At 66.8% G+C, this 25,303-nt stretch carries 26 protein-coding genes; 16 read left to right on the top strand and 10 right to left on the bottom strand.

From position 1 onward, the window contains the following. Positions 1-4 precede the first annotated feature (4 nt). Complete coding sequence (gene ppk2, locus EXE63_RS10985; RefSeq protein ID WP_168141978.1) at positions 5-862, top strand: polyphosphate kinase 2; 858 nt, start codon at positions 5-7, stop codon at positions 860-862. A gap of 6 nt (positions 863-868) precedes the next feature. Here the strand turns inward: ppk2 and EXE63_RS10980 are convergent, their stop codons facing one another. Genes EXE63_RS10980 through EXE63_RS10970 form a run of 3 tightly spaced genes read right to left on the bottom strand, consistent with a single transcriptional unit; the run spans position 869 to position 2,812 of the window. Beyond that, on the bottom strand, positions 869-1,561 hold the full coding sequence (locus EXE63_RS10980) for a sensor domain-containing protein (RefSeq protein ID WP_210000439.1): 693 nt from the start codon (positions 1,559-1,561) through the stop codon (positions 869-871). Further along, on the bottom strand, positions 1,558-2,235 hold the full coding sequence (locus EXE63_RS10975) for a hypothetical protein (protein WP_168141976.1): 678 nt from the start codon (positions 2,233-2,235) through the stop codon (positions 1,558-1,560). Before EXE63_RS10975 ends, EXE63_RS10980 begins: the two co-directional genes overlap by 4 nt. Before the next feature lie 19 nt (positions 2,236-2,254). After that, on the bottom strand, positions 2,255-2,812 hold the full coding sequence (locus EXE63_RS10970; RefSeq protein WP_168141975.1) for a hypothetical protein: 558 nt from the start codon (positions 2,810-2,812) through the stop codon (positions 2,255-2,257). Positions 2,813-2,920: 108 nt separating this feature from the next. Between EXE63_RS10970 and EXE63_RS10965 the strand changes: the two genes are divergently transcribed. After that, positions 2,921-3,778 carry a hypothetical protein gene (locus tag EXE63_RS10965; RefSeq protein WP_168141974.1) on the top strand — a complete coding sequence of 286 codons (858 nt, stop codon included), beginning with the start codon at positions 2,921-2,923 and terminating at the stop codon, positions 3,776-3,778. Positions 3,779-3,785: 7 nt separating this feature from the next. On the opposite strand, the gene EXE63_RS10960 is transcribed toward EXE63_RS10965, so the two are convergent. Both EXE63_RS10960 and EXE63_RS10955 read right to left on the bottom strand, forming a co-directional pair. Next, entirely contained in the window at positions 3,786-5,210 is a 1,425-nt protein-coding gene (locus EXE63_RS10960; RefSeq protein WP_168141973.1) for a WS/DGAT/MGAT family O-acyltransferase, read from the bottom strand. 26 nt (positions 5,211-5,236) lie between these two features. After that, positions 5,237-5,491, bottom strand: a complete 255-nt coding sequence (locus EXE63_RS10955) for a hypothetical protein (RefSeq protein ID WP_168141972.1) — start codon at positions 5,489-5,491, stop codon at positions 5,237-5,239. A gap of 51 nt (positions 5,492-5,542) precedes the next feature. On the opposite strand from EXE63_RS10955, the gene EXE63_RS10950 reads away from it, so the two are divergent. Then, on the top strand, positions 5,543-6,619 hold the full coding sequence (locus EXE63_RS10950; protein WP_234904444.1) for an NAD(P)H-dependent amine dehydrogenase family protein: 1,077 nt from the start codon (positions 5,543-5,545) through the stop codon (positions 6,617-6,619). 57 nt (positions 6,620-6,676) lie between these two features. Beyond that, entirely contained in the window at positions 6,677-7,975 is a 1,299-nt protein-coding gene (locus EXE63_RS10945; protein WP_168141971.1) for a dicarboxylate/amino acid:cation symporter, read from the top strand. On the opposite strand, the gene EXE63_RS10940 is transcribed toward EXE63_RS10945, so the two are convergent. Then, positions 7,972-9,996 carry a prolyl oligopeptidase family serine peptidase gene (locus tag EXE63_RS10940; protein WP_168141970.1) on the bottom strand — a complete coding sequence of 675 codons (2,025 nt, stop codon included), beginning with the start codon at positions 9,994-9,996 and terminating at the stop codon, positions 7,972-7,974. The genes EXE63_RS10945 and EXE63_RS10940 overlap by 4 nt on opposite strands. A 34-nt stretch (positions 9,997-10,030) precedes the next feature. On the opposite strand from EXE63_RS10940, the gene EXE63_RS10935 reads away from it, so the two are divergent. The 6 genes from EXE63_RS10935 to EXE63_RS10910 are packed head-to-tail and all read left to right on the top strand — an operon-like array spanning position 10,031 to position 15,253. After that, positions 10,031-10,501: a DUF779 domain-containing protein gene (locus EXE63_RS10935; RefSeq protein WP_168141969.1), complete on the top strand. Its 471-nt coding sequence runs from the start codon at positions 10,031-10,033 to the stop codon at positions 10,499-10,501. A gap of 31 nt (positions 10,502-10,532) precedes the next feature. Beyond that, a complete protein-coding gene (locus tag EXE63_RS10930) occupies positions 10,533-12,098 on the top strand; it encodes an ABC transporter substrate-binding protein (RefSeq protein ID WP_234904443.1) in 1,566 nt (521 codons plus the stop codon). Next, positions 12,086-13,090 carry an ABC transporter permease gene (locus tag EXE63_RS10925; protein ID WP_234904442.1) on the top strand — a complete coding sequence of 335 codons (1,005 nt, stop codon included), beginning with the start codon at positions 12,086-12,088 and terminating at the stop codon, positions 13,088-13,090. The genes EXE63_RS10930 and EXE63_RS10925 overlap by 13 nt, the downstream gene beginning before the upstream one ends. Beyond that, a complete protein-coding gene (locus EXE63_RS10920; protein ID WP_168141967.1) occupies positions 13,087-13,896 on the top strand; it encodes an ABC transporter permease in 810 nt (269 codons plus the stop codon). Before EXE63_RS10925 ends, EXE63_RS10920 begins: the two co-directional genes overlap by 4 nt. After that, positions 13,890-14,648, top strand: coding sequence for an ATP-binding cassette domain-containing protein (locus tag EXE63_RS10915; RefSeq protein WP_168145515.1), 759 nt, complete (start codon positions 13,890-13,892; stop codon positions 14,646-14,648). The genes EXE63_RS10920 and EXE63_RS10915 overlap by 7 nt, the downstream gene beginning before the upstream one ends. Further along, positions 14,645-15,253 carry an ABC transporter ATP-binding protein gene (locus tag EXE63_RS10910; RefSeq protein WP_168141966.1) on the top strand — a complete coding sequence of 203 codons (609 nt, stop codon included), beginning with the start codon at positions 14,645-14,647 and terminating at the stop codon, positions 15,251-15,253. Before EXE63_RS10915 ends, EXE63_RS10910 begins: the two co-directional genes overlap by 4 nt. Here EXE63_RS10910 and EXE63_RS10905 read toward each other — a convergent pair. Continuing rightward, positions 15,234-16,100: a cyclopropane mycolic acid synthase family methyltransferase gene (locus EXE63_RS10905; RefSeq protein WP_168141965.1), complete on the bottom strand. Its 867-nt coding sequence runs from the start codon at positions 16,098-16,100 to the stop codon at positions 15,234-15,236. The two genes, EXE63_RS10910 and EXE63_RS10905, sit on opposite strands and share 20 nt — an antisense overlap. Before the next feature lie 139 nt (positions 16,101-16,239). Between EXE63_RS10905 and lpdA the strand changes: the two genes are divergently transcribed. Both lpdA and EXE63_RS10895 read left to right on the top strand, forming a co-directional pair. After that, positions 16,240-17,634 (top strand): dihydrolipoyl dehydrogenase, encoded by a 1,395-nt coding sequence (gene lpdA / locus EXE63_RS10900; RefSeq protein ID WP_168141964.1) that lies wholly within the window; start codon positions 16,240-16,242, stop codon positions 17,632-17,634. A gap of 11 nt (positions 17,635-17,645) precedes the next feature. Next, complete coding sequence (locus EXE63_RS10895; RefSeq protein ID WP_372513073.1) at positions 17,646-17,921, top strand: hypothetical protein; 276 nt, start codon at positions 17,646-17,648, stop codon at positions 17,919-17,921. A 37-nt stretch (positions 17,922-17,958) separates the two neighbouring features. Here the strand turns inward: EXE63_RS10895 and EXE63_RS10890 are convergent, their stop codons facing one another. Together EXE63_RS10890 and ramB are read right to left on the bottom strand one after the other, a co-directional pair. Continuing rightward, positions 17,959-18,528 carry a carboxymuconolactone decarboxylase family protein gene (locus tag EXE63_RS10890; RefSeq protein ID WP_168141963.1) on the bottom strand — a complete coding sequence of 190 codons (570 nt, stop codon included), beginning with the start codon at positions 18,526-18,528 and terminating at the stop codon, positions 17,959-17,961. Next, a complete protein-coding gene (gene ramB / locus EXE63_RS10885) occupies positions 18,525-19,961 on the bottom strand; it encodes an acetate metabolism transcriptional regulator RamB (RefSeq protein WP_168141962.1) in 1,437 nt (478 codons plus the stop codon). The genes EXE63_RS10890 and ramB overlap by 4 nt, the downstream gene beginning before the upstream one ends. Positions 19,962-20,026: 65 nt before the next feature. Between ramB and EXE63_RS10880 the strand changes: the two genes are divergently transcribed. The 4 genes from EXE63_RS10880 to EXE63_RS10865 all read left to right on the top strand — a co-directional run bounded on the left by EXE63_RS10880 (position 20,027) and on the right by EXE63_RS10865 (position 24,310). Then, a complete protein-coding gene (locus EXE63_RS10880; RefSeq protein WP_168141961.1) occupies positions 20,027-20,821 on the top strand; it encodes an acyl-[acyl-carrier-protein] thioesterase in 795 nt (264 codons plus the stop codon). A gap of 248 nt (positions 20,822-21,069) precedes the next feature. Continuing rightward, positions 21,070-22,356, top strand: coding sequence for an isocitrate lyase (gene aceA, locus EXE63_RS10875; RefSeq protein ID WP_168141960.1), 1,287 nt, complete (start codon positions 21,070-21,072; stop codon positions 22,354-22,356). A gap of 163 nt (positions 22,357-22,519) precedes the next feature. Next, a complete protein-coding gene (locus tag EXE63_RS10870; RefSeq protein ID WP_436277754.1) occupies positions 22,520-23,335 on the top strand; it encodes a 3-hydroxybutyryl-CoA dehydrogenase in 816 nt (271 codons plus the stop codon). Between the two features lie 96 nt (positions 23,336-23,431). Beyond that, positions 23,432-24,310, top strand: coding sequence for a cyclopropane mycolic acid synthase family methyltransferase (locus EXE63_RS10865; protein ID WP_168141958.1), 879 nt, complete (start codon positions 23,432-23,434; stop codon positions 24,308-24,310). Positions 24,311-24,370: 60 nt separating this feature from the next. Here EXE63_RS10865 and EXE63_RS10860 read toward each other — a convergent pair whose 3' ends face one another. Beyond that, entirely contained in the window at positions 24,371-25,225 is an 855-nt protein-coding gene (locus EXE63_RS10860; protein ID WP_168141957.1) for an endonuclease domain-containing protein, read from the bottom strand. Between the last annotated feature and the right edge of the window lie 78 nt (positions 25,226-25,303).

Raw genomic sequence — 25,303 nt, 5'->3', positions numbered from 1 at the left:
CCCGGTGACCCTGGACCTCTCCGGCTACGCCGTCCGTGACGATGACGACGACGATCCCGAACTGCTGTTGATGCCCGGCGGCGACGTCGTCGACACCTGGCGGGAGAACTACCCGTACGGCGAGCGCATGAAGCGCATCGAGTACGAGGAGCAGAAGCGCCTGCTGCAGATCGAACTGCTCAAGTTGCAGAAGTGGAGCCAGGCCAACGGCCTACGGCACGTCATCGTGTTCGAGGGACGTGACGCCGCGGGCAAGGGCGGCACCATCAAGCGGTTCATGGAGCATCTCAACCCGCGCGGGGCGCGGGTGGTCGCCCTGGAGAAGCCGACCGAGAAGGAACGCACCCAGTGGTACTTCCAGCGGTATGTGGAGCACCTGCCCGCCGCCGGGGAGATCGTGTTGTTCGACCGGTCCTGGTACAACCGGGCCGGCGTCGAACGGGTGATGGGCTACTGCACACCCAAGCAGCACGCCGAGTTCATCCGGCAGGCGCCGCTGTTCGAGCAGATGCTGGTCAACGACGGCATCAGCCTCACCAAGCTGTGGTTCTCGGTGACCCAGAACGAACAGCGCACCCGTTTCACCATCCGTCAGGTCGACCCGGTCCGGCAGTGGAAACTTTCGCCCACCGACCTGGCATCGCTGGACAAGTGGGACGACTACACGGCGGCCAAGGAAGACATGTTCGCCTGGACCGATACCGAGACCGCGCCGTGGACCGTCGTGAAAAGCAACGACAAGAAACGCGCCCGGATCAACGCGATGCGCCATGTGCTGAGCAAGTTCGACTACGACAACAAGGACTACGAGGTGATCGGCCAGCCCGATCCGATGATCGTGGGACGCGCGCTTTCGGACTGAGGACCCTTATTGCAGTGCAGGTACTTTGGCCATCATCAGTTGCGTGAGTGCGACAGCGAGAGCTGAGATGGGCGTTCGCAGTTCGACGTCGATGATGCAGTTCTCGGCCACCCCGAGACCGCGGGCGGTCTGCGTCCGCATTCCTGTCGATTCCGTGGTCATGACGACGACCGCGGAGACGAAGTCAGGCTTCGCATCGACGGAACCAATTGCCTCGACGTGGGAGTGTTTCCCGCTCTCGCGGACGACAGCATGGCCGTCACATGCCCGCCACTGCTCGACGAGGGAGTCGAACAGGTACCGGGCTCTTGGTGCAGAGGGCAGCGCCACGGCGCCGAATGTGGCATCCGGCAGTGTCGCGTAAGCGACGTCGTTCACCGGCGCACGATCGAAGGTGCGCCGTTCCAACGGTGCTATTGCACTGATGCACTGGTCATCGGTCACCGCACTTCCGATCAGCGTGTCGCGCAGGTCTGACGCATCGCCGACAAGGGGATCGATGTCGTCGGCAGAAGTGTTGAAGACCTGCGAGAGTTCGGTGATGTCCGGCAACACCGATGCGATCCAGGTGGCGCCCGGCTGTGCCGACGTGGTCGCCGGTGCGTCCTCCGCCGCCCGTGGATTGCCCTCGATGGTGGGTGCACAACCGCACGTCACCACCACCAAGGCGACGGAAAGTGCAACGAGTCGGCGGGTCATAGCCCTGGATCCTTGTCGCGAAGGTCGGGATGCGCGCGGTAATCCAATGAGTGTTTCGATCGGAACGGCCGGCGCTTGGCCAACCCGTAGGCGGCGAGGTACACGACGGTGAATGCTCCGAGCGTAACGACCGCCAGAATCATGAATTGGATCCGTTGGCCGCGCGCGATCGGATATCCCCAGCTGGCATCGCCCACACCGGCTGCGACGGCAAGGAATACCAGGAACGTAACTCCGATTACTGCGACCCACCATTCGCCCTCGCCGGTCACAAAGGCGTAGGTGTTTATCGCGGATATGAGCATGAGCGGCACGAGTATCCACCACATCTTTGCGGCGGTCAGCATGCCGCTGTATGCGTCAGGTGCCGGATCATGTTGGGTGGTAGCAGATCCCGGGGAATCGTCTTCTGGATCGGGTGTCTGCACCGCCAAGGAGCGAATCTTGCCGCCGATCTTGATGTAGGGCGTGTAGGCGTAGGCGATCACGGTCATCGCGCCGAACGCAAACAGAACCATTACAAGGCCTTTTTGCCAATCGGGATACACAGCGAGCGACCCAAAGACGGCAGCTGCGCAGGTGCAACTCCAGTACACGCGTCGCTGGGAACTTCGAGAATGCTCGAAAAACTGCTGGATCACGGCTGCTGCGACTACGGCGACGAACATGACCATGAATACATCCGACATAGCCTTATTTGCCCATCATCCAGTTCACTACTTTCTCTCCCCCAACTCCGCCCGCGATTGCTCCGAGGAAACCTACGACAAGGGTTCCTTGAGGTCCAACGAATGTGCCCCAGGCCGCTCCTGCTGCCCAGCCGCCACCGATTGTGCCAAGCGTGCGGCCGCCGAACTGGGCCAGTTCCTCTCCGGCCGGACTGCCGTTGACCATATCGACACTGGTGAGCGCGAAATCCACCGCGGTGCCCGCTGCTCCCAGCTTCGATCCGAAGCCCTTCAGCGCCTCGACATCGGCGTGTGACCACACCGGGGCATTGCCCCAATGCGTGCCGCTCGGCATCGCACCGGCGTGGGCCTTGGCGCCTTCACCGAGCGCGCTGGCCTGTGTGGCAAGACCCGACGTGGCGTCTCTGATCACCTGGCTGGGCGACGCGCCGTTCTGAACCTGGTTGACCGCCGAAGCTGCTCCCTGCGGGGATACGCCTGCTTCCTGAAGCTGAGTGGCGAACTGTTGGAGCACTATGGTGCGACCTTCGGTCTCCTGCGACGAGTTCTGCGATCCGAGCACCAATTTTGTGGCGTCGGCGCGGCCGACAACACGATGCGCCCCGTGCTGAGTAAGTTCGACTACGACACACGGACCACGAGGCGATGGACTGACACAGAGAGGGGTGCCATGCGTTCGCTGCTGGCGCTCCTGCTCTGGGTGGTGACCACGGCGCTGCTGGCCGTCAGCGTGCCCGCGCTGTGGACGCAGCACAATATCGTCAGCGTGGACGGGTACTCGGACCTGGCGGCCGGCGCGGCCAGGAGTCCGGCCCTGCAGCAGCCGATGGCCGCCGAGCTGACCGCCCAGGTGTCCAGTGCCACCGGAGCCTCGGGTGTGCAGGCCACCCTGCTGGGCGCGGCCGCCAACTCCTACACCGCCAGCCCGGTCTTCCCGGGGCAGTTCGCCGCCGTCAACCGGGTGGCGCATCGCTGGCTGTTCACCAATGACGCGCAGGGCCAGTGGGTGGTGGACCTGTCGCCGATGCTGGCCGACAGTTCCATCCGGCAGACGCTGGACGGGTTCGGCGTCCAGGTGCCGACGAGCCTGCAGGTTCCGGTGACCGAGAACGAATCCGGCGGTCTGCGGCCGGGCCAGTTGCGCCCCGTCGCGCTGTGGGGCCCGTGGGTCAGTGTCGGGGTGGCCGTACTTGCCGTCGTGTTCGCCCTGCTGACCCTCACGGCGTCCCGCAAGCGCGGCAGAATGTTTGCCGCGCTGGGGGTTTCGGCACTGCTGGTCGGTGCGGCCGGCTGGGCCGGTATCGAGATCGGCCGCGGCCATGTCGACGATGCGCTGAACCGGACCACCGGCAACATCCACGCCATCGCCGATGTGATGGTCGCCCACGCGGTCAACAGCATGCACATGTGGCTGAACCTCACCCTGACCGTCGGCGGCGGCATGGTGATCATCGGGGTGATCGTGTCGCTGCTCAGCGGGCTGGGCGGGTCACGTCAGGAAGAAGTCCCCGTCACCCGCAAGCGCTGAGTAGTTCTCAGCGCCGCCCGCGCGGCGGCACCCGTTTCACATCGCTGACGGCCAGGCCCGCGGCCACCTCCAGGTCGAAGAGCGCGGGTTCGATCAGATCGGCCATCTTGTGGATGTCCGCTGCCACCTCGGGTGTGGTGATGAAGCCGAAGTCGACCGAACCGCAGTAGCTGAAGCACGTGACGTTGAGTGCCACATCGAACAGCAGCGGGCCGAGCGGCATCAGGCTCTCGACCTTCGCGCCACCGAGATACAGCGGGAAGTCCGGGCCGGGCACATTGCTGATGACCACGTTCATCGGGGCGATCGAGCTGCCGATCCCGCTGGCCGCATAGGCCCGCGACGCCAGGGCGAGCAGGCCTGGCGGCGTTGTCTCGGTGTACCCCATGATCTGGTTCGCGGTCAGCGCCTTGGCCATCTCCTTGGCGCCCTGGGTATAGGCGTAGATGGCCTTGATGCGGCGGGCGGGGTCGGCGATATCGCTGGCGAGCACGACCGTCATGGCCGACACCTGGTTGCCCACACCGTTATCGGACTCCGACCGGGTGGACACCGGCACCTGGGAAACCAGTGACTTCTCCGGTAACTCGTTGCGCTCCTTGAGGTATTCGCGCATGGCGCCGGACACCAGTGCGAGCACGACATCGTTGAGCTTGACCCCGAACGCCTCCTTCACCGCCTTGACCCGTTCCAGCGGGACCCGCGCCCCCGCCACCCTGCGGTGCGGCGAGATCGGGGCGTTGAATCGCACTGTCGGCCCATCGAAATAGCGCGGCGGCTTGTTGTCGATCCCGCGGACCGCGATCTGCTGGCGCACCGTCTGCTCGATGAGCCGGGCGATCCGGTAGGGCGTCTTGACGCCGAGGTTGATCAGTCCGTTGACGAACCGAACCTCGGGCCGCGGCAGACCGACGCCGACGAGGGAGCGGTCGACGTCGACGGCGGGTGGGCGTGGCTCGCGGGTCACGTCGAAGAGGATCTCGGTCAGTCCGGCGCCGGAGACGCCGTCGACGACGGCGTGGTGCATCTTCGTGATGATCGCGACGCGGCCGTTTTTGAGGCCCTCGATCCACCACAGTTCCCACAGCGGTTTGGACCGGTCGAGTTTGTAGGACATCAGCCGGCCGGCCAGTTCGTCGAACTCCTTGCGGCCGCCCGGCGCAGGCACGGCAATCCGCCGGATGTGGAAGTCGATGTCGAGGTCGTCGTCCTCGACGAACCACGGCCGGTCCATCCCCATCGGGGCACCCGTCACCCGCCAACGCAACTGGGGGAGTTCGGGCAGCCGGCTGGCGACGAGTTCGCGTACGCGTTCGAAGCTGAAGTCGGGTGCATCGGTCGGGTCGCAGATGGCGCACGCCCCGATGTGCATGTGCCAGCCATCGGTTTCGGCGAACCAGAATGCTGCGTCCACGCTCGATAGCCGGCTCATGGGGGAGCGTACGCGGGGGGTGGTGGCTATCGGCCGTGGTTGCGCATGCGGTGGCCAAGTTTCTCCACCGAGTCGGCACGGGTGGTGACTGCGGACGTGATCGCCAGCGCGATCAGCACATCGGCGGCCGTGATGAACAGGCCGGCCCAGTACATCCATCTGATGGTGGGGTCCGGTTGGGCGGCGAAGTAGACGAACAGGAAGATCGGCCCGACGATCCCGCAGACCAGCGTCATGGCCTGGATGGTGAGATAGCGTTTGAACACCGAGAATCCGGACATCGGCGTCAGCATAACCGCGCCACCGTTCCCGCGATTCCGCAAATTACCGTCGTGGTTACAGTAGCGTCGGCCAACATGCTGCGCGTCATTCAATGGGCCACCGGATCGGTCGGCAAGCAGTCTGCCGCCGCCGTGCACAGCCATCCTGAACTGGAACTTGTCGGCGCATACGTCTACTCCGCGGGCAAGGCCGGCCGTGATGTCGGTGAGATCTGCGGTATCGGCGACATCGGGGTCATGGCCACCGATGACCCCGACGAGATCGTGGCGGCCGATGCCGACTGTGTGCTCTACATGCCGCAGGGCGAGATGAACCCGCTCGGCGCCGTCGGCGACATCTGCCGGTTGTTGGCCTCGGGCAAGAACGTGATCTCCACCGCCGTCACCGCACTGATCTACCCCGCTGCAATGGGCCGGCGCGTGCTGGCCCGGCTCACCGAAGCCTGCACCGCGGGCAGGTCCTCATTCCACGGCACCGGGATCGAACCAGGCTGGGCCGCAGAGGTTCTGCCGCTGACCATGTCCGGGCTCTTCCAGCGCATCGACACGCTGCTGGTGCAGGAACTACTCGACTACAGCACCTATGACAGCGCCGAGATGATGTTCGATGTCATGGGCTTCGGCCGACGTCCCGACGAACCGGTCCCGATGGCCGACCCGCTGCTGGCCGGGATGACCTTCCGGGCACCGCTGATGCTGCTCGCCGACGGTCTGGGCGCCACCATCGACGATTTCCTGTTCGACCGGCAGGTCGCCGTCACGGCCGACCCCTTCGACGTCAAGGCCGGCCGTATCGAGGCGGGAACCGTTTCCGCGCAACGCTTCTCCTACACCGCGGTGGTCAACGGCCGCCGAGCCATGACAGTCGAGCACATCACCCGCCTCGGTGCCGATCAGGCACCGGACTGGCCGACCGGACGGGGCTGGCACGTCACCGTCGAGGGCAACCCGTCGATGGAACTGCGGTCGGCCATCGCCGTGCGCGGCGAGGACGAGACCGAGCAGGGCTGCCTGGGCACCGCCATGCACGCGGTTCACGCCATCGCCCCGGTGTGTGCGGCCCCGCCGGGTATCCGCACGTTCCTGGACCTGCCGATCATCGCCGGCCGGGGCGTGCTGGCCGGGTAACGCGCGTGAAATAGCGCCGACACCTGGGGGTAGTGCGCCCGAACTACTTTCCTGGCGATGAAGACTCTTTCCAGCCCCGCAGTGCAGATCGGCATCGCGGCTGTCGGCGGTATCGCTTTCGGTCTGCTCGTCGGCGAGTGGGCGGCAAATCTGAAGTTCGTCGGGGACATGTTCATCCGGCTCATCCAGATGTCGATCGTGCCGCTGGTGGTGGCCTCGGTCATCGTGGCCACCGCGTCGATGACGGGTGCCGGCACCGGCCGGATCGCTTTCCGCACCTTCAAATGGATGCTCGGCTTCTCCTTCGTCGCCGCGGTGCTGGCGTGGTTGCTCAGCACCTGGATCCAGCCCGGGGCGGGCATGGTCTTCACCCAGGAACTCGATCCCGCCCTGCAGGAGTCCGCGGGGGAGGCGCTGGGCTGGCAGGAGACGCTGCTCAACTTCGTCTCGACCAACATCTTCAACGCGATGTCGACCGCCACGATGGTCCCCATCATCGTCTTCTCGTTGTTGTTCGGTATCGCGCTGCGCATCCACATCAACGCCCGCGGCGACGATTCGGTGCTCGGCTTCATCGATCAGATCCAGCAGATCGTGCTGACCATGATCCGGTTGGTGATGTACGTGGCGCCGCTCGGCGTCTTCTGCCTGCTCGCTGCGCTCGCCGGAGACGTGGGTTTCTCGGTGGTCACCACGGCGCTGAAATACCTCGGCACCACGCTGCTCGGGGTGCTCATCCTCTTCGCGCTGTTCGTCCTCGTCGTCACGGTGCGCACCCGGCTCAGCCCGTTGAAGCTGCCGGAGAAGCTCGCCGAACAGACCGCCATCGCCATCACCACGACGAGCTCTGCGGTCACCTTCCCGACGGTGCTGCGCAACGCCGTCGAGAAGGTGGGCGTCAGCCAGAAGGTCGCCAACTTCACCCTGTCCATCGGACTGACGATGGGCTCCTACGGCGCCGTCCTGAACTACATGATCGTGGTGATGTTCCTGGCCCAGGCCGGCGACATCAACCTCAGTTTCGGTCAGATCGCGCTCGGGATGGCGCTGGCGATCCTGCTCAACATGGGCACCATCACCGTCCCCGGCGGCTTTCCGGTCGTCGCGATGTTCCTGGCGACCTCACTGGGGCTGCCGTTCGAAGCCGTCGGCCTGCTGATCGCCGTCGACTGGTTCGCCGGAATCTTCCGCACCTTCCTCAACGTCAACGGGGACACCTTCGTGGCGATGCTGGTCGCCAACGCCGACGACGAGATCGACCGCGACGTCTACAACGGCACCAAGTCGGTGACCGCCGAGGAACTCGACCTCGCCGAGTACAGCGACGCCATGGCGCGCGCGGACCAGGCGGATTAACCGCCGAGGGTCCGCCACAGGTAGCGGTAGATCAGCGCAGCCCGGAACGCGGCCTGCGAGTTGTCCGCCGCGCCACCGTGCCCGCCCTCGATGTTCTCGTAGTAACTCACCGGATGCCCGGCCTCCTCGAGGGCCGCGGTCATCTTGCGGGCATGCCCGGGGTGCACCCGGTCGTCACGGGTCGAGGTGGTGATCAGGATCGGCGGATAGTTACGGTCAGCCGAAATATTCTGATACGGCGAGTATTTCGAGATGAACTCCCAGTCGGCCGGATCATCGGGGTTGCCGTACTCGGCCACCCAGGAGGCCCCGGCCAGCAGCAGGTGGAACCGCTTCATGTCCAGCAACGGCACACTGCACACCAGCGCGCCGAACAGATCCGGGTAGCGCGTCAGCATGATGCCCATCAGCAGACCGCCGTTGCTGCCGCCCTGCGCGCCCAGCCGGTCCACCGTGGTCACGCCGCGCGCCACCAGATCCCGTGCCACCGCGGCGAAGTCCTCGTCCACGAGGTGGCGGCCCGCGCGCATCGCCTGGGTGTGCCAGCCCGGCCCGTACTCCCCGCCGCCGCGGATGTTGGCCAGCACGTAGGTGCCGCCGCGGGCCAGCCACAGCCGGCCCAGCACTCCGTCATAGCCCGGTGTGCGCGATACCTCGAACCCGCCATAGCCGCCCAGCAGCGTCGGCCCCACCGCGCCCGGCCTACCGACCACGAAGTACGGAATCCGGGTGCCGTCGGCTGACGTCGCGAAATGCTGTGCGACCTCGATACCGGCCGCATCGAAGAAACCGGGCGCCTGCTTGATCCGGGTGACCGGGCCCTCCGGGGTACCGTGCAGAAGCTGTGACGGCGTGACGAAACCGCTTGAATCCAAGAAGATCTCGTCACCATGTGAGTCGGCGGCGGCGATCACCGTGTTGGTGTTCGGCGGCACTCCGGGCAGCTCGGCCGCCGTCCACTCGCCGGGGGTGAAGATCTGCACGCGGCTGGCGACATCGGCCAGCGTGACCACGACGAGCCTGTCCCGCGTCCACGAGTACTGGTGCAGGCTGGTGCGGGCATCCGGCTCGAAAACCACGATCAGATTCTTTGTGCCGGATATGAACTCGGCATAGCTGGCCGACAGCAGTGAGCCGGCGGCATACCCGTCCCAGTCGGTGCGCAGCTCGATGAGCAGCCAGTCGTGATGCACCGAGACGCTGGCGTCGGTGGGGGCGTCGATGCGCAGCAGTTCCTCGTCGCGCAGTTCGTAGATCTCGTCGTTGAAGAAGTCGACTGCACGGCTGATCATGGTCCGCTCGAAACCGGGGGTGCGGTCCACCGAGGCCGCGACGATGACGTCGGCCTGCTCCCCGGAGTAGACCGTCACCGCGTCGGCCAGCGCGTCCCCGCGGCGCCAGCGCTTGACCAGCCGGGCGTAGCCGGAATCGGTCAGCGAATCCGGGCCGAAGTCGGTGCCGACCAGTACGGTGTTCGCGTCCTCCCAGGTGATCTGGGTCTTGGCTTCGGGTAGTTCGAATCCGCCGGTCACGAATTCGCGTGTGCGCATGTCGAATTCCCGTACCACCACGGCGTCGGCCCCGCCGCGGGACAGGCTGATCAGTGCCAGCGCGTGGTCGGGTTCGATGACATCGGCGCCGGCCCACACCCAGTTCTCGCCGTCGGCGGCCGCCAGCGCGTCGACATCGATGACCACATCCCAGTCTGGGGTGTCGCTCCGATAGCTCTCCAGAGTGGTGCGCTGCCACAGACCGCGCGGGTTGGTCTCGTCGCGCCAGAAGTTGTACAGGTAGTCCCCGCGCCGGCGCACGTACGGGATGCGGGCGTCGGTGTCGAGCACCTGCAGCGCCTCGGTGCGCATGGCCTCGAACTCGTCGTCCCCGAGGTCGGTCAGGGTCGGTTCATTGTGTCGGCGCACCCAGTCCAGGGCGTCGTCGCCGGTGACGTCTTCGAGCCAGAGATACGCGTCGGTGGGGTCTTCAGGGGCGAGCGAAGCGACAGGGGGGTCAATGGAACTCATGCCTCAATTCTTACCGTGCGCGTAGCCTGGGCACATGACCAGCCGAGCCCTGATCACCGCGGCCGCCGCGGACCTGCTGCGCACGCTGCAAAACCGTCACGGGGCCTTGATGTTTCATCAGTCCGGTGGATGCTGCGACGGGTCCTCGCCGATGTGTTACCCGGACGGGGACTTCATCGTCGGCGACCGCGACATCCTGCTGGCCGTGCTCGACGTCGGCGACGGCGTCCCGGTCTGGATCTCCGGCCCGCAGTTCGACGCCTGGAAACACACCCAGTTGGTGATCGACGTCGTGCCGGGCCGCGGCGGTGGTTTCAGCCTGGAGTCCCCGGAGGGCATGCGATTCCTGAGTCGTGGCCGGGTGTTCACCGACGAGGAGACCGCCGGATTGGCCGCCCCGATCACCGGGGCGCAGTACGAGGCGGGGGCCCGGCCTGAGCATGAGGGCACCCGCATCGTGGCCGAGGCGCAGGAGGCCTGCCCGGTGCCGCAACGCTTGGGCTGAACATATTCGCTTCATGTGTTCAGATAGACACATGAAGACTCCGGCCGCCGCGTTGGCCGTCGTGCTGCTCGCGGGCTGCGCCGCGCCGTCCGATGGCGCCGACCCCGACCAGATCGTGCTCTCCGACGGATACGAGCTCGGGGGCTACAACCCGGTCAACGGCTACGCGGAGACCGGTGTGTCCCCGCTCTACGACGGGCTGTACCGGCCGGCCGCAACCACCGACACGTTGCTGCCCGAGCTCGTTCCGGCACTGGCAGCCCAACCCCCGCAACCGGCCGGCCCCAACACGTGGCGGCTGCCGCTGCGTGCCGGGGTCAAGTTCTCCGACGGCAGCACACTCGACTCGGCCGATGTCGTCGCCACCTACGACGCGGTGCGCGACCCGGCGGTCGCCTCCGAGATCGCCACCTCCGTCGCGCCGATCGTGCGGGTCAGCGCCGACGGTCCCGATGTCGTCACCGTCGAATTGGACACCGCCGCCGACCCGCGGCCCTACCTACTGCTGGGCATCGTGGCGTCGGAGAGGGTTGAGGCCGCCCCGGCGGCCGACTGGGCGGTGAACACCGAGCCGGTCGGCACCGGCCCGTACCGGCTGGAAAGCCTGCGTCCGGATCAGGCCGTCATGGTCGCCCGCGACGACTACTGGGGTGAGCCCGCCCGGATCAAGCGCGTCGTGTACACCTACACGCCCGACGACAATGCCCGGGCGCAGGCCATGGTCGCGGGGTCGGCGGACGGCACCAGCCTGCCGCCGCGGCTCATCGGCTCCATCACGCGCGACGGCATCCAGACCGTCGGCGTCGCATCGGCGGACTGGCGCGGGGTGTCGCTGCCCGCAGGCAACCCGTTCACCGCGGACCCGAAGGCGCGGCTGGCGATGAACATCGGGGTGGACCGCGACGCGCTGGTCCGCGACGTCCTCGTCGGCTACGGCCGGCCGGCCAGCACGCCGGTGGCCGCGGTCTACGGCGACGCCCACAACCCGGATGCCGAGTACCGATTCGACCGGGAGCGGGCCACGGCGCTGCTCGAGGAGGCCGGCTGGCGCGCCGCGGGCGATCAGATCCGTGAAAAAGACGGCGTCGCAGCGTCATTCGAACTGTTGTACAACGCCCATGACACCCTGCGGCGCGATATCTCGGTGGCCTTCGCCGCGGCGATGAAACCGCTGGGCATCGATGTCCGGCCGCGTGGCAGCAGCTGGGATGAGATCGACACCCGCTTCGGCGATGCTGCGGTGCTGCTCGGTGGCGGCGCGACGCCGTACAGCATCGACTCGCAGGTCTATGACACCCTGCACACCCGGGTGCCGGATTCCTCGCCGTATGCGAATCCCGGCGACTTCACCGCGCCCGGGCTCGACGCGCTGCTGGAGCAGGCGCGTGCATCGGCGTCCGGGCCGGCCAAAGACGAGCTGTACCGCCGGATTCAGGCCACCTACGCAGCCGTTCCGTCCCAGGTCTTCCTGGTGTTCCTCGACCACGCGTACGGCTACCGGGAGCTGGGCTGGCAGCAGAGCGCACCCATCCTGGAACCGCATTCGCACGGGGTCGGCTGGGGCCCGTGGTGGGATCTCGCTGCATGGAAGCGTTGAAATTCCCCGTGTCGATGCGCTCCAGCCCGCCGCTGAGACTGCTCGGGATCCGCGTCGCCGTCGCGGTCCCGCTGACCGTGGCGATCTCGGCGGCCATGTTCTGGGTCGCCTCGCTGTCACCGTTCGATCCGCTGGCCGCCTACCTCGGCTCCAACTACCAGTTCGCCACCGAGTCCCAGCGTACGGCGATGCGGGCCGCCTACGAGACCGATATGCCGTGGTGGCGGGCGTGGTGGCAGTGGATGGGCGGGCTGGCGCACGGTGACCTCGGCTGGTCGTCCACCCAATCCCAGCCGGTGGCCACCGTGCTGGCCGAACGGATGCCGTTCACACTGCTGCTCTCGGGTGCCGCGCTGCTGACCGCCGCGGTGGTGGCGATCTTGGTGGGCGCCGTCGCCGGGATGCGCACCGGCGGGGTCGTCGACCGGCTCTGCACCGGCGGCGCGGTGGTGTTCGCCGCGGTGCCGCCCTTCGTGGTGTCCCTGGGACTGGTGCTGGTGGTCGCGGTCGGCCTGCGTTGGTTGCCGGCATCCGGGGCGGTGGCGCCGGGAGCGGACTACACGGTCGCCGGCGTGCTTTGGCACGCCGTCCTGCCGTGGATCGCGCTGACGATCTCCCAGATTCCGTGGCTGCTGCTCACCACCCGCGCCGCGGTGGTGGCGAGCACCCAGTCCGACGCCGTGCGCGGGGCGCGGGCCCGCGGTGTGCACGGTGGCGCGCTGCTGCGCGGCCATGTCGCGCCGGTGTCGGTGCTGCCCACGCTCGCGCTGCTGGGCACCCGGCTGCCCGAGCTGATCGCCGGCGCCGCTATCGTCGAGACCGTCTTCGGCTGGCCGGGTATGGCCGCCGTGCTGGTGGAATCTGCTGCAGCCCTGGACTTTCCGCTGCTTGCCGCGCTGACCGTCGGGGCTGCACTGGCGGTGCTCGCCGGTTCGGCGCTGTCGGACGCCGCGGCGGTGGCGATCGACCCGAGGGTCAGGGTCGCGGCATGAGCGAAGCGTGCACGAGGTGGCCATGGATCGTGCTTGCGGTGATCGCCGCGGCCGCCGTCGGCATCCCGCTGGTGGCCGGGGAGCAGGTCGCCGATTTCGCGGCGGCGCTGCGGCCACCGGGCGCCGGGCATCTGGCGGGCACCGACCATTCCGGCTATGACCTGCTGGTCCGCACCGCCGCGGGGCTGCGGGTGTCGCTGCTGATCGCGGTGGTGTGCGCCGTGGCGGCCACCGTGCTGGGCCTGGCCGTCGGGGTGGCCGCCGCGCTGGCCGGCGGCTGGGTCGACGCCGTGGTGATGCGGCTGGTCGACGGGTTCAACGCGCTGCCGCACCTGGTGGTCGGCATCGTGATCGCGGCCATGTGGCGGGGTGCGCCGCTGGCCATCATCGCCTCGATCGCGCTGACGCACTGGCCCGCGGTGGCCCGGGTGGTCCGTGCCGAACTGCTGGCGATCACCGACTCGGGCTGGATCCAGACCTCCCGGCTGGCCGGTGCATCCCGCTGGTTCATCGCGCGCGGCCATCTGCTGCCCGCGGTCACCGGCCAGGCGCTGGTCGCCATGGTCATGGTGCTGCCGCACGCGGTGTGGCACGAATCCACCCTGTCCTTCCTCGGGGTCGGGCTCTCCCCGGACCGGGCCAGCCTCGGCACGCTGCTCAGCGACGCCCGCGGCGACGTGCTGACCGGCGCGTGGTGGACGCTGGTCGTCCCCGCCGCGGCACTCGTCGTGACCGCACTCGCCTTCGCGGCCGTCGGCACCCTGGTACGTGAGCGGCACCGCCCACCGGTGGGGCAGGTCTGGTGACCGGGCTCGACGGCTTGACCGTGGACATCGCGATCCGGCGCCGCGGCACGGAAACCGTGCGGGTGCTCGACGGGGTGGATCTGGATGTGCCCGCCGGCCGGGTCACCGCGCTGGTCGGCGAATCGGGCTGCGGCAAGTCGCTGGTGGCCTCCGCGCTGAGCGGGCTGATGCCGCCCGGATCGCGGGTGTCGGGGCGAATAGTGCTCGGCGACAGAGAAATCCGTCATGACGATGAGCCGGCATGGCGGCTGCTCCGGGGTGCTCACGTGGGGGTGGTGCCGCAGTCGGCGGCCACCTCGTTCACCCCGGTGCGCACCCTCGGCGCCCAGCTCGACGAGGTCTGCGCCCGGCTGGATGCGGACCGGACACCCGCGCAGCTGTGCGCGGCCGTCGCGCTTCCCGTCGACGCGCTAGGCCGCTATCCGCACGAACTGTCCGGCGGCATGGCCCAGCGTGCGGCCATCGCCGCCGCGATCGCGGGACGCCCTGGCCTGCTACTGGCCGATGAACCGACCTCGGCGCTGGACCCGGAGAACGCGGCGGTCGTCTGGGCACTACTCGGTGCGGCCGCCGCCGCGGGCGCAGCGGTGCTGGCGATCACCCATGACGTGCCGTCCCTGCTGCGCGCCGGCGTCTGCTCCGATATCGCGGTGATGGCCGACGGTGCTGTGCGCCGTCAACTGCCGCTCGATGCGGCGCTGGCCGTCGATGATCCCCACACGCGGGCCCTGCTACGGGCGGTGCCGGCGTGAGTCTGCGGGCAGCGGGGGTGACCGTGTCCTTCGGCAGCACGACGGTGCTCGACGCGATCGACCTGGAGGCGCCCGCCGCGGCGATCACCGGGATCACCGGGCCTTCGGGCAGCGGCAAGACCACCCTGCTGCGGGTGCTGGCCGGCCTGCAGACCCCGGACCGCGGCACGGTGCACTACGGCGGAGCGGCCGTGGCACCCCCGGGGTCGATCGCGCTGCTGGCCCAGCATCCCCGCGCGGTCTGCAACCCGCGCTGGACGCTGCGGCGGATCATCGGCGAACCCGCCGCGATCCGCGGTGAACCCGACACCGTGGATGCGCTCGCCGCGCGGGTCGGCCTGGATTCCGGCCTGCTGCAACGGTATCCGGGGCAGGTCAGTGACGGGCAGTTGCAGCGGGCTTGCCTGGGCCGGGTGCTCGGTCAATCCGCGGGCACGGTGCTCTGCGACGAACCCACCGCAATGCTGGACCCCATCGCATCGGCCTCGGTGCGCGGATTACTGCGGGAGATCTCGGCCGCGGGCGCCGTCGTCGTCGTGGTCAGTCACGACCCCGAGCTGATCGCGGCGCTCGCCGACCGGCAGCTCAGCCTTTCGCCAGGGTGAACTGCACGACATCGGTCTGGCGCGCGCGGAACAGCTTCGCGCACCCGGTGAGGTACTTCATGTAGCGCTCGTAGACCTCTTCGGACTGGATCGCGATCGCCTCGTCCTTGTGCTCCTGCAGCTTCTCGGCCCAGATGTCGAGGGTCTTGGCGTAATGCAGCTGCAAGGACTGTTCACGGGTCAGGGTGAAATTGCCCTCCGCGGCCTTCTCCTTGACCATCTCGACCGACGGCAAGCGGCCGCCCGGGAAGATCTCGGTGATGATGAACTTCACGAACCGGGCCAGCTCGAAGGTCACCGGGATGCCCGCTTCCTTGGCCTTCGCGGGATTGAACGCGCAGATGGTGTGCAGCAGCATCACCCCGTCGTCGGGCAGCGCGTCATGGGCCATCCGGAAGAAATCCGGGTAGCGGTCGAAACCGAAATGCTCGAAGGCACCGATGGAGACGATCCGGTCGACCGGATCGCTGAACTGCTCCCAGCCCTGCAGCAGCACCCGCCGGTCCCGGGAGCTGTCCATGGCGTCGAAGCTGCGCTGCACGTGGGCGGCCTGGTTCTTCGACAGCGTCAGCCCGACGACGTTGACGTCATACTTCTCCACCGCGCGCCGCATCGTGGCACCCCAGCCGCAGCCGATGTCGAGCAGCGTCATGCCCGGTTGCAGCCCCAGCTTGCCCAGCGCGAGGTCGATCTTGGCCAGCTGAGCCTCTTCCAGCGTCATGTCGTCACGCTCGAAGTAGGCGCAGCTGTAGGTCTGCGTCGGGTCGAGGAACAGCTGGAAGAATTCGTCGGACAGGTCGTAGTGGGCCTGGACGTCCTCGAAGTGCGGCGTCAATTTGTTCGGCATTGCGGTTCCCCCTCTTGGTCGCAGTGCGACACATCTCAAGGCATTCGACACCATCAATGTTTCGGATTGGTGAGAAGGCCCGTGTCGGGTTACCCAGACGGGTCCGCGACCAAACGAGTGCCCCGATAGGGTGGTACCCGTGACCCATTATGACGTCGTCGTACTCGGAGCCGGCCCCGGCGGATATGTGGCGGCCATCCGCGCTGCCCAACTCGGTCTGAACACCGCGATCGTCGAACCCAAATACTGGGGCGGCGTCTGCCTGAACGTCGGGTGTATTCCGTCCAAGGCGCTGCTGCGCAACGCGGAACTCGCCCACATTTTCCACAAGGAAGCCAAGACCTTCGGCATCAGCGGGGAGGCCACCTTCGATTTCGGTGCCGCCTTCGACCGCAGCCGCAAGGTCGCCGACGGCCGCGTCGCCGGTGTGCACTTCCTGATGAAGAAGAACAAGATCACCGAGATCCACGGCTACGGCAAGTTCACCGATGCCAACACCATCGAGGTCGACCTCAACGAGGGCGGCACCGAGTCGGTGACCTTCGACAACGCGATCATCGCGACCGGCTCGTCCACCCGCCTGGTGCCCGGCACGTCGTTGTCCGAGAACGTCGTCACCTACGAGAAGCAGATCATGTCGCGGGACCTGCCCGGGTCGATCATCATCGCCGGTGCCGGCGCCATCGGCATGGAGTTCGCCTACGTGCTGAAGAACTACGGCGTCGACGTCACCATCGTCGAGTTCCTGCCGCGCGCGCTGCCCAACGAGGATGCCGAGGTCTCCAAGGAGATCGAGAAGCAGTACAAGAAGCTGGGCGTGAAGATCCTCACCGGCACCAAGGTCGAGACGATCGAGGACGACGGGTCCACGGTCACGGTCACGGTGTCCAAGGACGGCAAGTCCGAGGAGCTCAAGGCCGACAAGGTCATGCAGGCCATCGGCTTTGCGCCCAATATCGAGGGCTTCGGGTTGGAGAACACCGGGGTGGCGCTCACCGAGCGCAAGGCCATCGACATCGATGACCACATGCGCACCAACGTGCCGCACATCTACGCCATCGGCGATGTGACCAGCAAGCTGCAGCTCGCCCACGTGGCCGAGGCGCAGGGCGTGGTGGCCGCCGAGACGATCGCCGGCGCCGAGACGCTGACCCTGGGTGACTACCGGATGATGCCGCGCGCCACGTTCTGCCAGCCGCAGGTCGCCAGCTTCGGGCTGACCGAGGAGCAGGCCAAGGAAGAGGGCTATGACGTCAAGGTCGCCAAATTCCCGTTCACGGCCAACGGCAAGGCACACGGATTGGCCGACCCCGTCGGCTTCGTCAAGCTGATCGCCGACACCAAGTACGGCGAGCTGCTGGGCGGGCACCTGATCGGGCCCGACGTCTCCGAGCTGCTGCCCGAGCTGACGCTGGCCCAGAAGTGGGATCTGACCGTCAACGAGCTCACCCGCAATGTGCACACTCACCCGACCCTGTCCGAGGCGCTGCAGGAAGCCATTCACGGCCTGGCCGGCCACATGATCAACTTCTGACGGGGTCCGCCGTGCCGAGCAGGGCAGTGATCGTCGCCGCCATCGGTGGCCTGGTGATCGGGCACATGCTGTGGTTGCTCGCCATCACGCTGGCGATCAACACCGGCGAGGTGAGCTTCTGGGTGCTCATCGCCTCGGCGGTGATCACGGTGCTGTCCGCGATCGTCGCCTGGCTGGGCTGGCGCGCATACCAGCGCAAGGATCAGGTGTGGACGGCGTTCCTGTGGTCGGTGCCGGTGGCCCCGATGTTGTTCACGCTCGTGGTGCTCGGCGTGACGTACTTGTAGCCCCGGGTCGCTGCGCTCCTGCCCGCCGTACCTATAGCTAGTCCGGGAAGTCCAGGGGTATCCGCAGCGTCGCCATGGTGGCGGCCAGCGCGTCGTATTGTCCAGCGAGGGTGCAGAATTCGATGATCTGGGCGCGGTTGTAGAGCTTGGACAGCGCCGTCCACGTCTCGGCCGACATGGACCGGGTGATGACGAACTCGTCGGTCGCGGTGATGAGCACCCGCTGATGCGGTGCCAGACCCGGCGCGTCCGGGCCCTCGAAGATGGCGGCCTGGACCTCGGCGTTCAGTCCGCGGCTGCGGGCCAGTCGGCGGTGCTGCTGCAGTTCGTACTCGCTGTTGCGCAGGTGACCGACCCGCAGGATCACCAGTTCGGCGTCCTTGCGGTCCAGCTTGCCTGCGTAGAGCAGGTAACCGGACAGCGGCAGCCAGGCCAGGAACATGAGCCGGTGCTGACCGAGCACGTTCATCAGGTGGAATTTCGGGGCCCGGATCCGGCGGGCGCCGGCCTTGGCGATGGCCCAGTTCAGCGGGCCGAGTTCGCGCAGCCCGCCGGGCGGGATGCGGGCGGGGGAGTCCCCGGCGGGGGCCACTTCGGAATCGGTCATGTCGTCTGCTTCGTCAGGTATGGGGACACCGTGCTGCGGTGTTCGTCGAGGTCGAGGGCCTTGCCGAGGGCCGGGAAGGCGCGCTGCGGGCAGTTGTCCCGTTCGCACACCCGGCAGCCGGCACCGATCGGTGTTGCCGTCGTAGCGTTTGGGCCACCGGACAGATCCAGCCCTTCCGAGTAGACCAGCCGGTGCGCATGTCGGAGCTCACAGCCCAGGCCGATCGCGAACGTCTTACCCGGCTGACCATAGCGCGACGCGCGGCGCTCGACGGTGCGCGCCACCCACATGTAGTCGCGGCCGTCGGGCATCTGGGCAATCTGGACCAGGATCTTGCCTGGGTTGGCGAACGTCTCGTAAACGTTCCACAGCGGGCAGGTACCGCCGGAAGAGGAAAAGTGAAATCCGGTGGCGGACTGGCGTTTGGACATGTTGCCGGCCCGGTCCACCCGGACGAAGGACAGCGGCACCCCCCGCATGGACGGGCGCTGCAGGGTGGACAGCCGATGCGCGATGGTCTCGTAGGATACCGCGTAGAACGCGGAGAGTCGCTCGACGTCGTAGCGGAAGTTCTCGGCGACATCGTGGAACTGCCGGTAGGGCAGCACGGTGGCCGCGGCGACATAGTTGGCCAGTCCCATCCGGGCCAGCGTGCGTGACTCGTCGCTGGTGAATTTGCCCTCGTCGACCAGTGTGTCGATCAGATCCCCGAATTCCAGATAACCCAGTTCGGCGGCCAGCTTGAAGACGTATTGACCGCTGGCCAGGTGCCCGCCGATCTCCAGCGTGCGGGTCGCGGGGTCGAAGCGGTGCAGCACCGGGTCGCCGAGGTCGGTGCGCCGCACGATACGTACGCCGTGCACCCGGGTCAGCCGATCGGACAGTTCGCGGGTCAGTTCGGCGCGGTGCATCCGCATCGCGATGGTGAGATCTTCGGCGGCGGTGTCGAGCTCGTGCAGATAGTTCTGCCGCTGGTAGAAGTAGTCGCGCACCTCTTCGTGCGGCATGGTGATGGTTCCGGAACCCGCGCCGGACCCGGAGGTGAAGCGACCCTCGGAGAGGGCGGCCAGTTGGGTGCTGGTCAGCCGGTAGCGCTGGTGCAGGCTGACCATCGCCCGTGCGATCGCCGGGTGGGTGCTGACGATATCGGCGAGCTCGGCCGGGTCGATGGCGATGTCGAGGTCGCGGTCCAATGTCACCTCGCGCAACTCGGCCACCAGCCGGGTGTCGTCCTGGGAGGCGAAGAACGTCGCGTCCACCCCGAAGACCTCGGTGATGCGCAGCAGCACGGCGACGGTCAGCGGACGGACATCGTGTTCGATCTGGTTGAGGTAGCTCGGGGAGATGTCCAGCATCTGCGCCAGCGCAGCCTGGCTGAAGCCACGCTCCCGGCGGAGCTGGCGTACCCGCGATCCGACGTAGGTCTTGGACACCCCGAACAGCCTAGTCAAGGCTGCAAAGGTTGGCTTTGCATTCTTCGCAGGCCATATTGGGAACCATGACCCTGGCGAAGATCCTGATGCCCGTCCCCGACCCGCACCCGGATGTGTTCGATGTGCAGTGGCCGCTGCGGGTGGCCGATATCGACCGCGAGGGCCGCCTGAAGTTCGACGCCGCCACCCGGCACATCCAGGACATCGGCTCCGACCAGCTGCGCGAAATGGGCTATGAGGACACACATCCGGCGTGGATCGTCCGCCGCACGATGATCGATCTGATCGAGCCGATCACGTTCAAGGACACCCTGCGGCTGCGCCGCTGGTGCTCCGGGACGTCGAACCGGTGGTGTGAGATGCGGGTGCGCATCGAGGGCCGTCGGGCAGGCTTGATGGAGTCCGAGGCGTTCTGGATCAACTTCAGCCAGGAGACCCAGGCCCCCTCCCGGATCTCCGACGACTTCCTTGCCGGATTGCGGCGCACCACCGATGTGGACCGGCTGCGCTGGAAGTCCTACCTCAAGGCCGGCCCCCGCGAGGCCGCGGCGGCGGTGCGCAGGTACCCGGTCCGGGTGAGCGATATCGACCTCTTCGACCACATGAACAACTCGGTGTACTGGAGCGTGATCGAGGAGTACCTGCACGAGGCGCCGGAACTGCTGAAGGCGCCGCTGCGGGTGACGATCGAACACGACTCCGCGGTGGCGCTCGGTGACGACCTGGAGATCATCTCGCACGTGTATCCGGCCGGCTCGACCGACAAGTTCGGGCCGGAGCTCGAAGATCGCACTGTTACAACGCTCACATATGCCGTCGGGGACGAGACCAAAGCGGTCGCGTCACTGTTCGCGCTGTGACCCGGCACGTTTTAACAGTACGGGCGTACTGACCAGCAGAAACCACCTACCGGCCGGTAGCTTCTGAACCGGTAAAGCACGGAGTGGTCTTCGCAACCTTTGCAACATTCCTCCGTCAGTTGGACAAAATTGGCAATCGAAACGGGTGGACCTGCGGTAATGCGGTAGGGCATGCTCGGTATAGCAACGCAGCGAAGTCACTGCAGCGTTAACAAGAAACCGAATTGGCCTTATTGATGGGAGCCCTCATGTCGACCGTTGGCACGCCGAAGAGCCCGGAGCAGATCCAGCACGACTGGAACACCAACCCCCGCTGGAAGGGCATCGAGCGCACCTACACCGCAGAAGACGTCGTCGCCCTGCAGGGACACGTCGTCGAGGAGAGCACGCTGGCCCGCCGCGGCGCCGAGGTGCTGTGGGATCAGCTGCACACCATGGACTACGTCAACTCCCTCGGCGCGCTGACCGGCAACCAGGCCGTGCAGCAGGTGCGCGCGGGGCTGAAGGCCATCTACCTGTCCGGTTGGCAGGTCGCCGGTGACGCCAACCTGTCCGGCCACACCTACCCCGACCAGAGCCTGTACCCGGCCAACTCGGTGCCGCAGGTCATCCGCCGGATCAACAACGCGCTGCTGCGCGCCGACCAGATCGCCAAGGTCGAGGGTGACACCTCGGTGGAGAACTGGCTGGCCCCGATCGTCGCCGACGGTGAGGCCGGCTTCGGCGGCGCGCTCAACGTCTATGAGCTGCAGAAGGCCATGATCGCCGCCGGTGTCGCCGGGTCGCACTGGGAGGACCAGCTGGCCTCGGAGAAGAAGTGTGGCCACCTCGGTGGCAAGGTGCTGATCCCCACCCAGCAGCACATCCGCACCCTGACCTCGGCGCGTCTGGCCGCCGACGTCGCCGACGTGCCGACCCTGGTCATCGCCCGCACCGACGCCGAGGCCGCCACCCTGATCACCTCCGACGTCGACGAGCGCGATCAGCCGTTCATCACCGGCGACCGGACCAAGGAAGGCTTCTACCACGTCAAGAACGGTGTGGAGCCCTGCATCGCCCGCGCCAAGGCCTACGCCCCGTACTCCGACCTCATCTGGATGGAGACCGGCACCCCGGACCTGGAGCTGGCCAAGAAGTTCGCCGAGGCCGTCAAGGCGGACTTCCCCGACCAGATGCTCGCCTACAACTGCAGCCCGTCGTTCAACTGGAAGCAGCACCTGGACGATTCGACCATCGCCAAGTTCCAGAACGAGCTCGGCGCCATGGGCTTCAAGTTCCAGTTCATCACCCTGGCCGGCTTCCACGCCCTGAACTACTCGATGTTCGATCTGGCCCACGGCTACGCCCGCAACCAGATGAGCGCCTACGTCGAGCTGCAGGAGCGCGAGTTCGCCGCCGAGGAGCGCGGCTACACCGCGACCAAGCACCAGCGTGAGGTCGGCGCCGGCTACTTCGACCGGATCGCCACCACCGTGGATCCGACCAGCTCGACCACCGCGCTGGCGGGTTCGACCGAAGAGGGTCAGTTTCACTGAGCGAAGCGAAGTGAAACCGACGGTTTGAGCCACTGAGTCGTCGTGTTCGTGAGTTGATAGCGTCAGGCCTCGTCCGTGCATGCGGGCGGGGCCTGACGGCTGTCCGGAGTCCAAGGGAGTTGCAGTGAGTATTGAGCGGGTCGGCGTCATCGGGGCCGGACAGATGGGTGGCGGTATCGCCGAGGTGTGCGCGAAGGCCGGGGCGCACGTTCTGGTGTTCGAGCCGACCGACGATCTCATCGCCGCAGGCAACACACGTATCACCGCCTCCCTGGACCGCGCGGCGGCCAAGGGCAAGCTCAGCGAGGCCGATCGGGATGCGGCGCTGGCTCGGCTGACGTTCACCACCAGCCTCGCCGACATGGCCGACCGCCAGCTCACCATCGAGGCGATCGTGGAGGACGACACCGTCAAGGCGAAGGTCTTCGCCGAACTCGACCGCGTCATCGAGGATCCGGACGCCGTGCTGGCGTCGAATACGTCGAGCATTCCGATCATGCGGATCGCGTCGGCCACCCAGAACCCGCAGCGGGTACTGGGTCTGCATTTCTTCAACCCGGTTCCGGTGCTGCCGCTGGTGGAGCTCATCTCCACCCTGGTCACCTCCGAGGGGGCCATCGCACGGACCGAGGATTTCGCGGCCAACGCCCTGGGCAAGCAGGTCGTGCGCTGCTCGGACCGGTCCGGCTTCGTCGTCAACGCCCTGCTGGTGCCCTACCTGCTCTCGGCGGTCCGGATGGTCGAGGCCGGCTTCGCCACCGTCGAGGATGTCGACAAGGCCGTGGTGGGCGGACTGTCGCATCCGATGGGGCCGCTGCGGCTGTCGGATCTGGTCGGGCTCGACACGCTGAAGCTGATCGCCGACAAGATGTATGAGGAGTTCAAGGAGCCGTTGTACGGCCCGCCGCCGCTGTTGCTGCGCATGGTCGAGGCCGGTCAGCTGGGCAAGAAATCGGGTCAGGGCTTCTATTCGTACTGAGCCTGACAGGTAGAGTCAGGCGATGCGGTGTGGGGGCACCCGAATCTGGGTACTCGTCCACAGTTGTTCAAGACGATCACAGAGGGTTGTTTCCGAATGTCAAAAGTTGAGTCCGAGCTCGAGCCGTACTACGAAGAGTCGCAGTCGATCTACGACATCTCCAACGACTTCTTCGCGCTGTTCCTCGGACCCACCATGGGCTACACCTGCGGGTACTACGAGCGCGAGGACATGAACCTCGAGGAGTCCCAGAACGCGAAGTTCGATCTGGCACTCGGCAAGCTCGGTCTTGAGCCGGGGATGACGCTGCTCGACATCGGTTGTGGGTGGGGTGGGGCGCTGGAGCGGGCCATCCAGAAGTTCGATGTGAACGTCATCGGCATCACGCTGAGCAAGGCCCAGTCCGAATGGGCCCGCGCGCGGTTGGCGAAGCTCGACACGAAACGGTCCATCGAGATCCGGTTGCAGGGCTGGGAGGAGTTCAACGAGCCCGTCGACCGCATCGTCTCGATCGGTGCCTTCGAGGCGTTCAAGGCCGAGCGCTACCCGGTGTTCTTCGAGCGCGCCTACAGCATTCTGCCCGAGGGCGGCACCATGCTGCTGCACACGATCCTGGCCCACACCCAGGAGTTCTTCCGCACGAACGGCATCAAGGTCACCCTCAGCGATCTGAAGTTCATGAAGTTCATCGGTGAGGAGATCTTCCCCGGTGGGCAGCTGCCCGCCGTCGAGGACATCCAGAAACTGGCCGCGGACACCGGTTTCGACCTGCAGCGCATCCACCTGCTGCAGCCGCACTACGCGCGCACGCTGGACATGTGGGCGGCGAACCTGGAAGCAGCCAAGGACGAGGCCATCGCCATGCAGGGCCAGGTCGTCTATGACCGGTACATGAAGTACCTGACCGGGTGTGCGGACTTCTTCCGCCGGGGCATCACGAACATCGGGCAGTTCACGCTGGTCAAGCCCGCATAGTTCCGCCGACACTACGGTTTGTCGCGCCGAATAGCCTGAATGGCACCAATAACCGTAGTCTCAGCGGCGCTCGGCAACGCGGAGTGCGTTTCGAGCACGGCTGATCACCTGTTCCGGTCGATTCCTCAGCTGAGTACTGCTCACGCGCACGATCGTCCAGCCACAGGCGGCGAGGAATTCCAGCCGTTCGATATCGGCGGCATACGCGAGCGGATCCCGCCAGTGCTGTTCGCCGTCGTATTCGACGCCGACCAGCGCGTCCTCCCAGCCCATGTCGATGCGGCGCCGTACGAAACCCGATTCATCGGTGACCGGAATCTGGGTGGCCGGCCGCGGTAGACCCGCGCGGACCAGTAGCAGGCGCAGTCTGGTCTCCTGTGGAGACTCGGCGCCCGGGTCCACGAAACTCAGCGCTTCCCGTAATCGACGGATGCGGCGCGCACCGGGATAGCGTGCGGCGATCGCGGCAACGTCGCGGACGTCGCCGCGAGTTTTGTTCAGCAGCGCGTCGATCCGGACGATCGCGGTGTCCAGGGGTTGCCTGCGTCCGATGTCATAGCAGGTCCGCGCCACGCTGGTGCAGTCCATGTCACCGATCGCGACCACTTCGTCGGCGGCAATGGCGCCGCTGTGGATGCGGATACCGGGTGGCGACGGGTACCGGATGCGGGCCAGCTCGGCCGGAGCATCATCGGGTAGCCATTTGCTCCCCAGCGCGGCCGCCGCGGAGTACCCGGCCAAGGTCGCCTTGCGACCGGACCACAGCCACGCCGCTTCCGCCCGGTCACGCGCCGTCAGCGTGACATCGATTGGTACATAGACATTTTGGTGGAGCTTGCGGTACCGGGTCTGGAGCGCGTGCCGGGTGGCGAGCCCGGATGCCAGTGCTTCGCTACCGAGGACGATTGGACTCACACAGAATTGGACGCAGCCCTGCGTGATTCGGTTCCACATCGGCCGGGACTACGCTTTATGGCCAGGAATCTGTCATTC

The sequence above is a fragment of the Mycolicibacterium frederiksbergense genome, from assembly GCF_012223425.1.
Taxonomy (GTDB): Bacteria; Actinomycetota; Actinomycetes; order Mycobacteriales; family Mycobacteriaceae; genus Mycobacterium; species Mycobacterium frederiksbergense.
The sequence above is the reverse complement of the archived record's forward strand: the minus strand, read 5'-3'. Positions and strand labels throughout refer to the sequence as shown.

Coding starts and splice junctions, on each gene's coding strand:
- EXE63_RS10925 (WP_234904442.1), top strand. CDS start 12,086: ATGGAAGCGTTGAAATTCCCCGTGTCGATGCGCTCCAGCCCGCCGCTG.
- EXE63_RS10905 (WP_168141965.1), bottom strand. CDS start 16,100: ATGCCGAACAAATTGACGCCGCACTTCGAGGACGTCCAGGCCCACTAC.
- EXE63_RS10890 (WP_168141963.1), bottom strand. CDS start 18,528: ATGACCGATTCCGAAGTGGCCCCCGCCGGGGACTCCCCCGCCCGCATC.
- aceA (WP_168141960.1), top strand. CDS start 21,070: ATGTCGACCGTTGGCACGCCGAAGAGCCCGGAGCAGATCCAGCACGAC.
- EXE63_RS10865 (WP_168141958.1), top strand. CDS start 23,432: ATGTCAAAAGTTGAGTCCGAGCTCGAGCCGTACTACGAAGAGTCGCAG.
- EXE63_RS10935 (WP_168141969.1), top strand. CDS start 10,031: ATGACCAGCCGAGCCCTGATCACCGCGGCCGCCGCGGACCTGCTGCGC.
- EXE63_RS10920 (WP_168141967.1), top strand. CDS start 13,087: ATGAGCGAAGCGTGCACGAGGTGGCCATGGATCGTGCTTGCGGTGATC.
- EXE63_RS10945 (WP_168141971.1), top strand. CDS start 6,677: ATGAAGACTCTTTCCAGCCCCGCAGTGCAGATCGGCATCGCGGCTGTC.
- EXE63_RS10880 (WP_168141961.1), top strand. CDS start 20,027: ATGACCCTGGCGAAGATCCTGATGCCCGTCCCCGACCCGCACCCGGAT.
- EXE63_RS10870 (WP_436277754.1), top strand. CDS start 22,520: ATGGGTGGCGGTATCGCCGAGGTGTGCGCGAAGGCCGGGGCGCACGTT.
- EXE63_RS10965 (WP_168141974.1), top strand. CDS start 2,921: ATGCGTTCGCTGCTGGCGCTCCTGCTCTGGGTGGTGACCACGGCGCTG.
- EXE63_RS10940 (WP_168141970.1), bottom strand. CDS start 9,996: ATGAGTTCCATTGACCCCCCTGTCGCTTCGCTCGCCCCTGAAGACCCC.
- EXE63_RS10930 (WP_234904443.1), top strand. CDS start 10,533: ATGAAGACTCCGGCCGCCGCGTTGGCCGTCGTGCTGCTCGCGGGCTGC.
- EXE63_RS10975 (WP_168141976.1), bottom strand. CDS start 2,235: ATGGTCATGTTCGTCGCCGTAGTCGCAGCAGCCGTGATCCAGCAGTTT.
- EXE63_RS10960 (WP_168141973.1), bottom strand. CDS start 5,210: ATGAGCCGGCTATCGAGCGTGGACGCAGCATTCTGGTTCGCCGAAACC.
- EXE63_RS10980 (WP_210000439.1), bottom strand. CDS start 1,561: ATGACCCGCCGACTCGTTGCACTTTCCGTCGCCTTGGTGGTGGTGACG.
- EXE63_RS10955 (WP_168141972.1), bottom strand. CDS start 5,491: ATGTCCGGATTCTCGGTGTTCAAACGCTATCTCACCATCCAGGCCATG.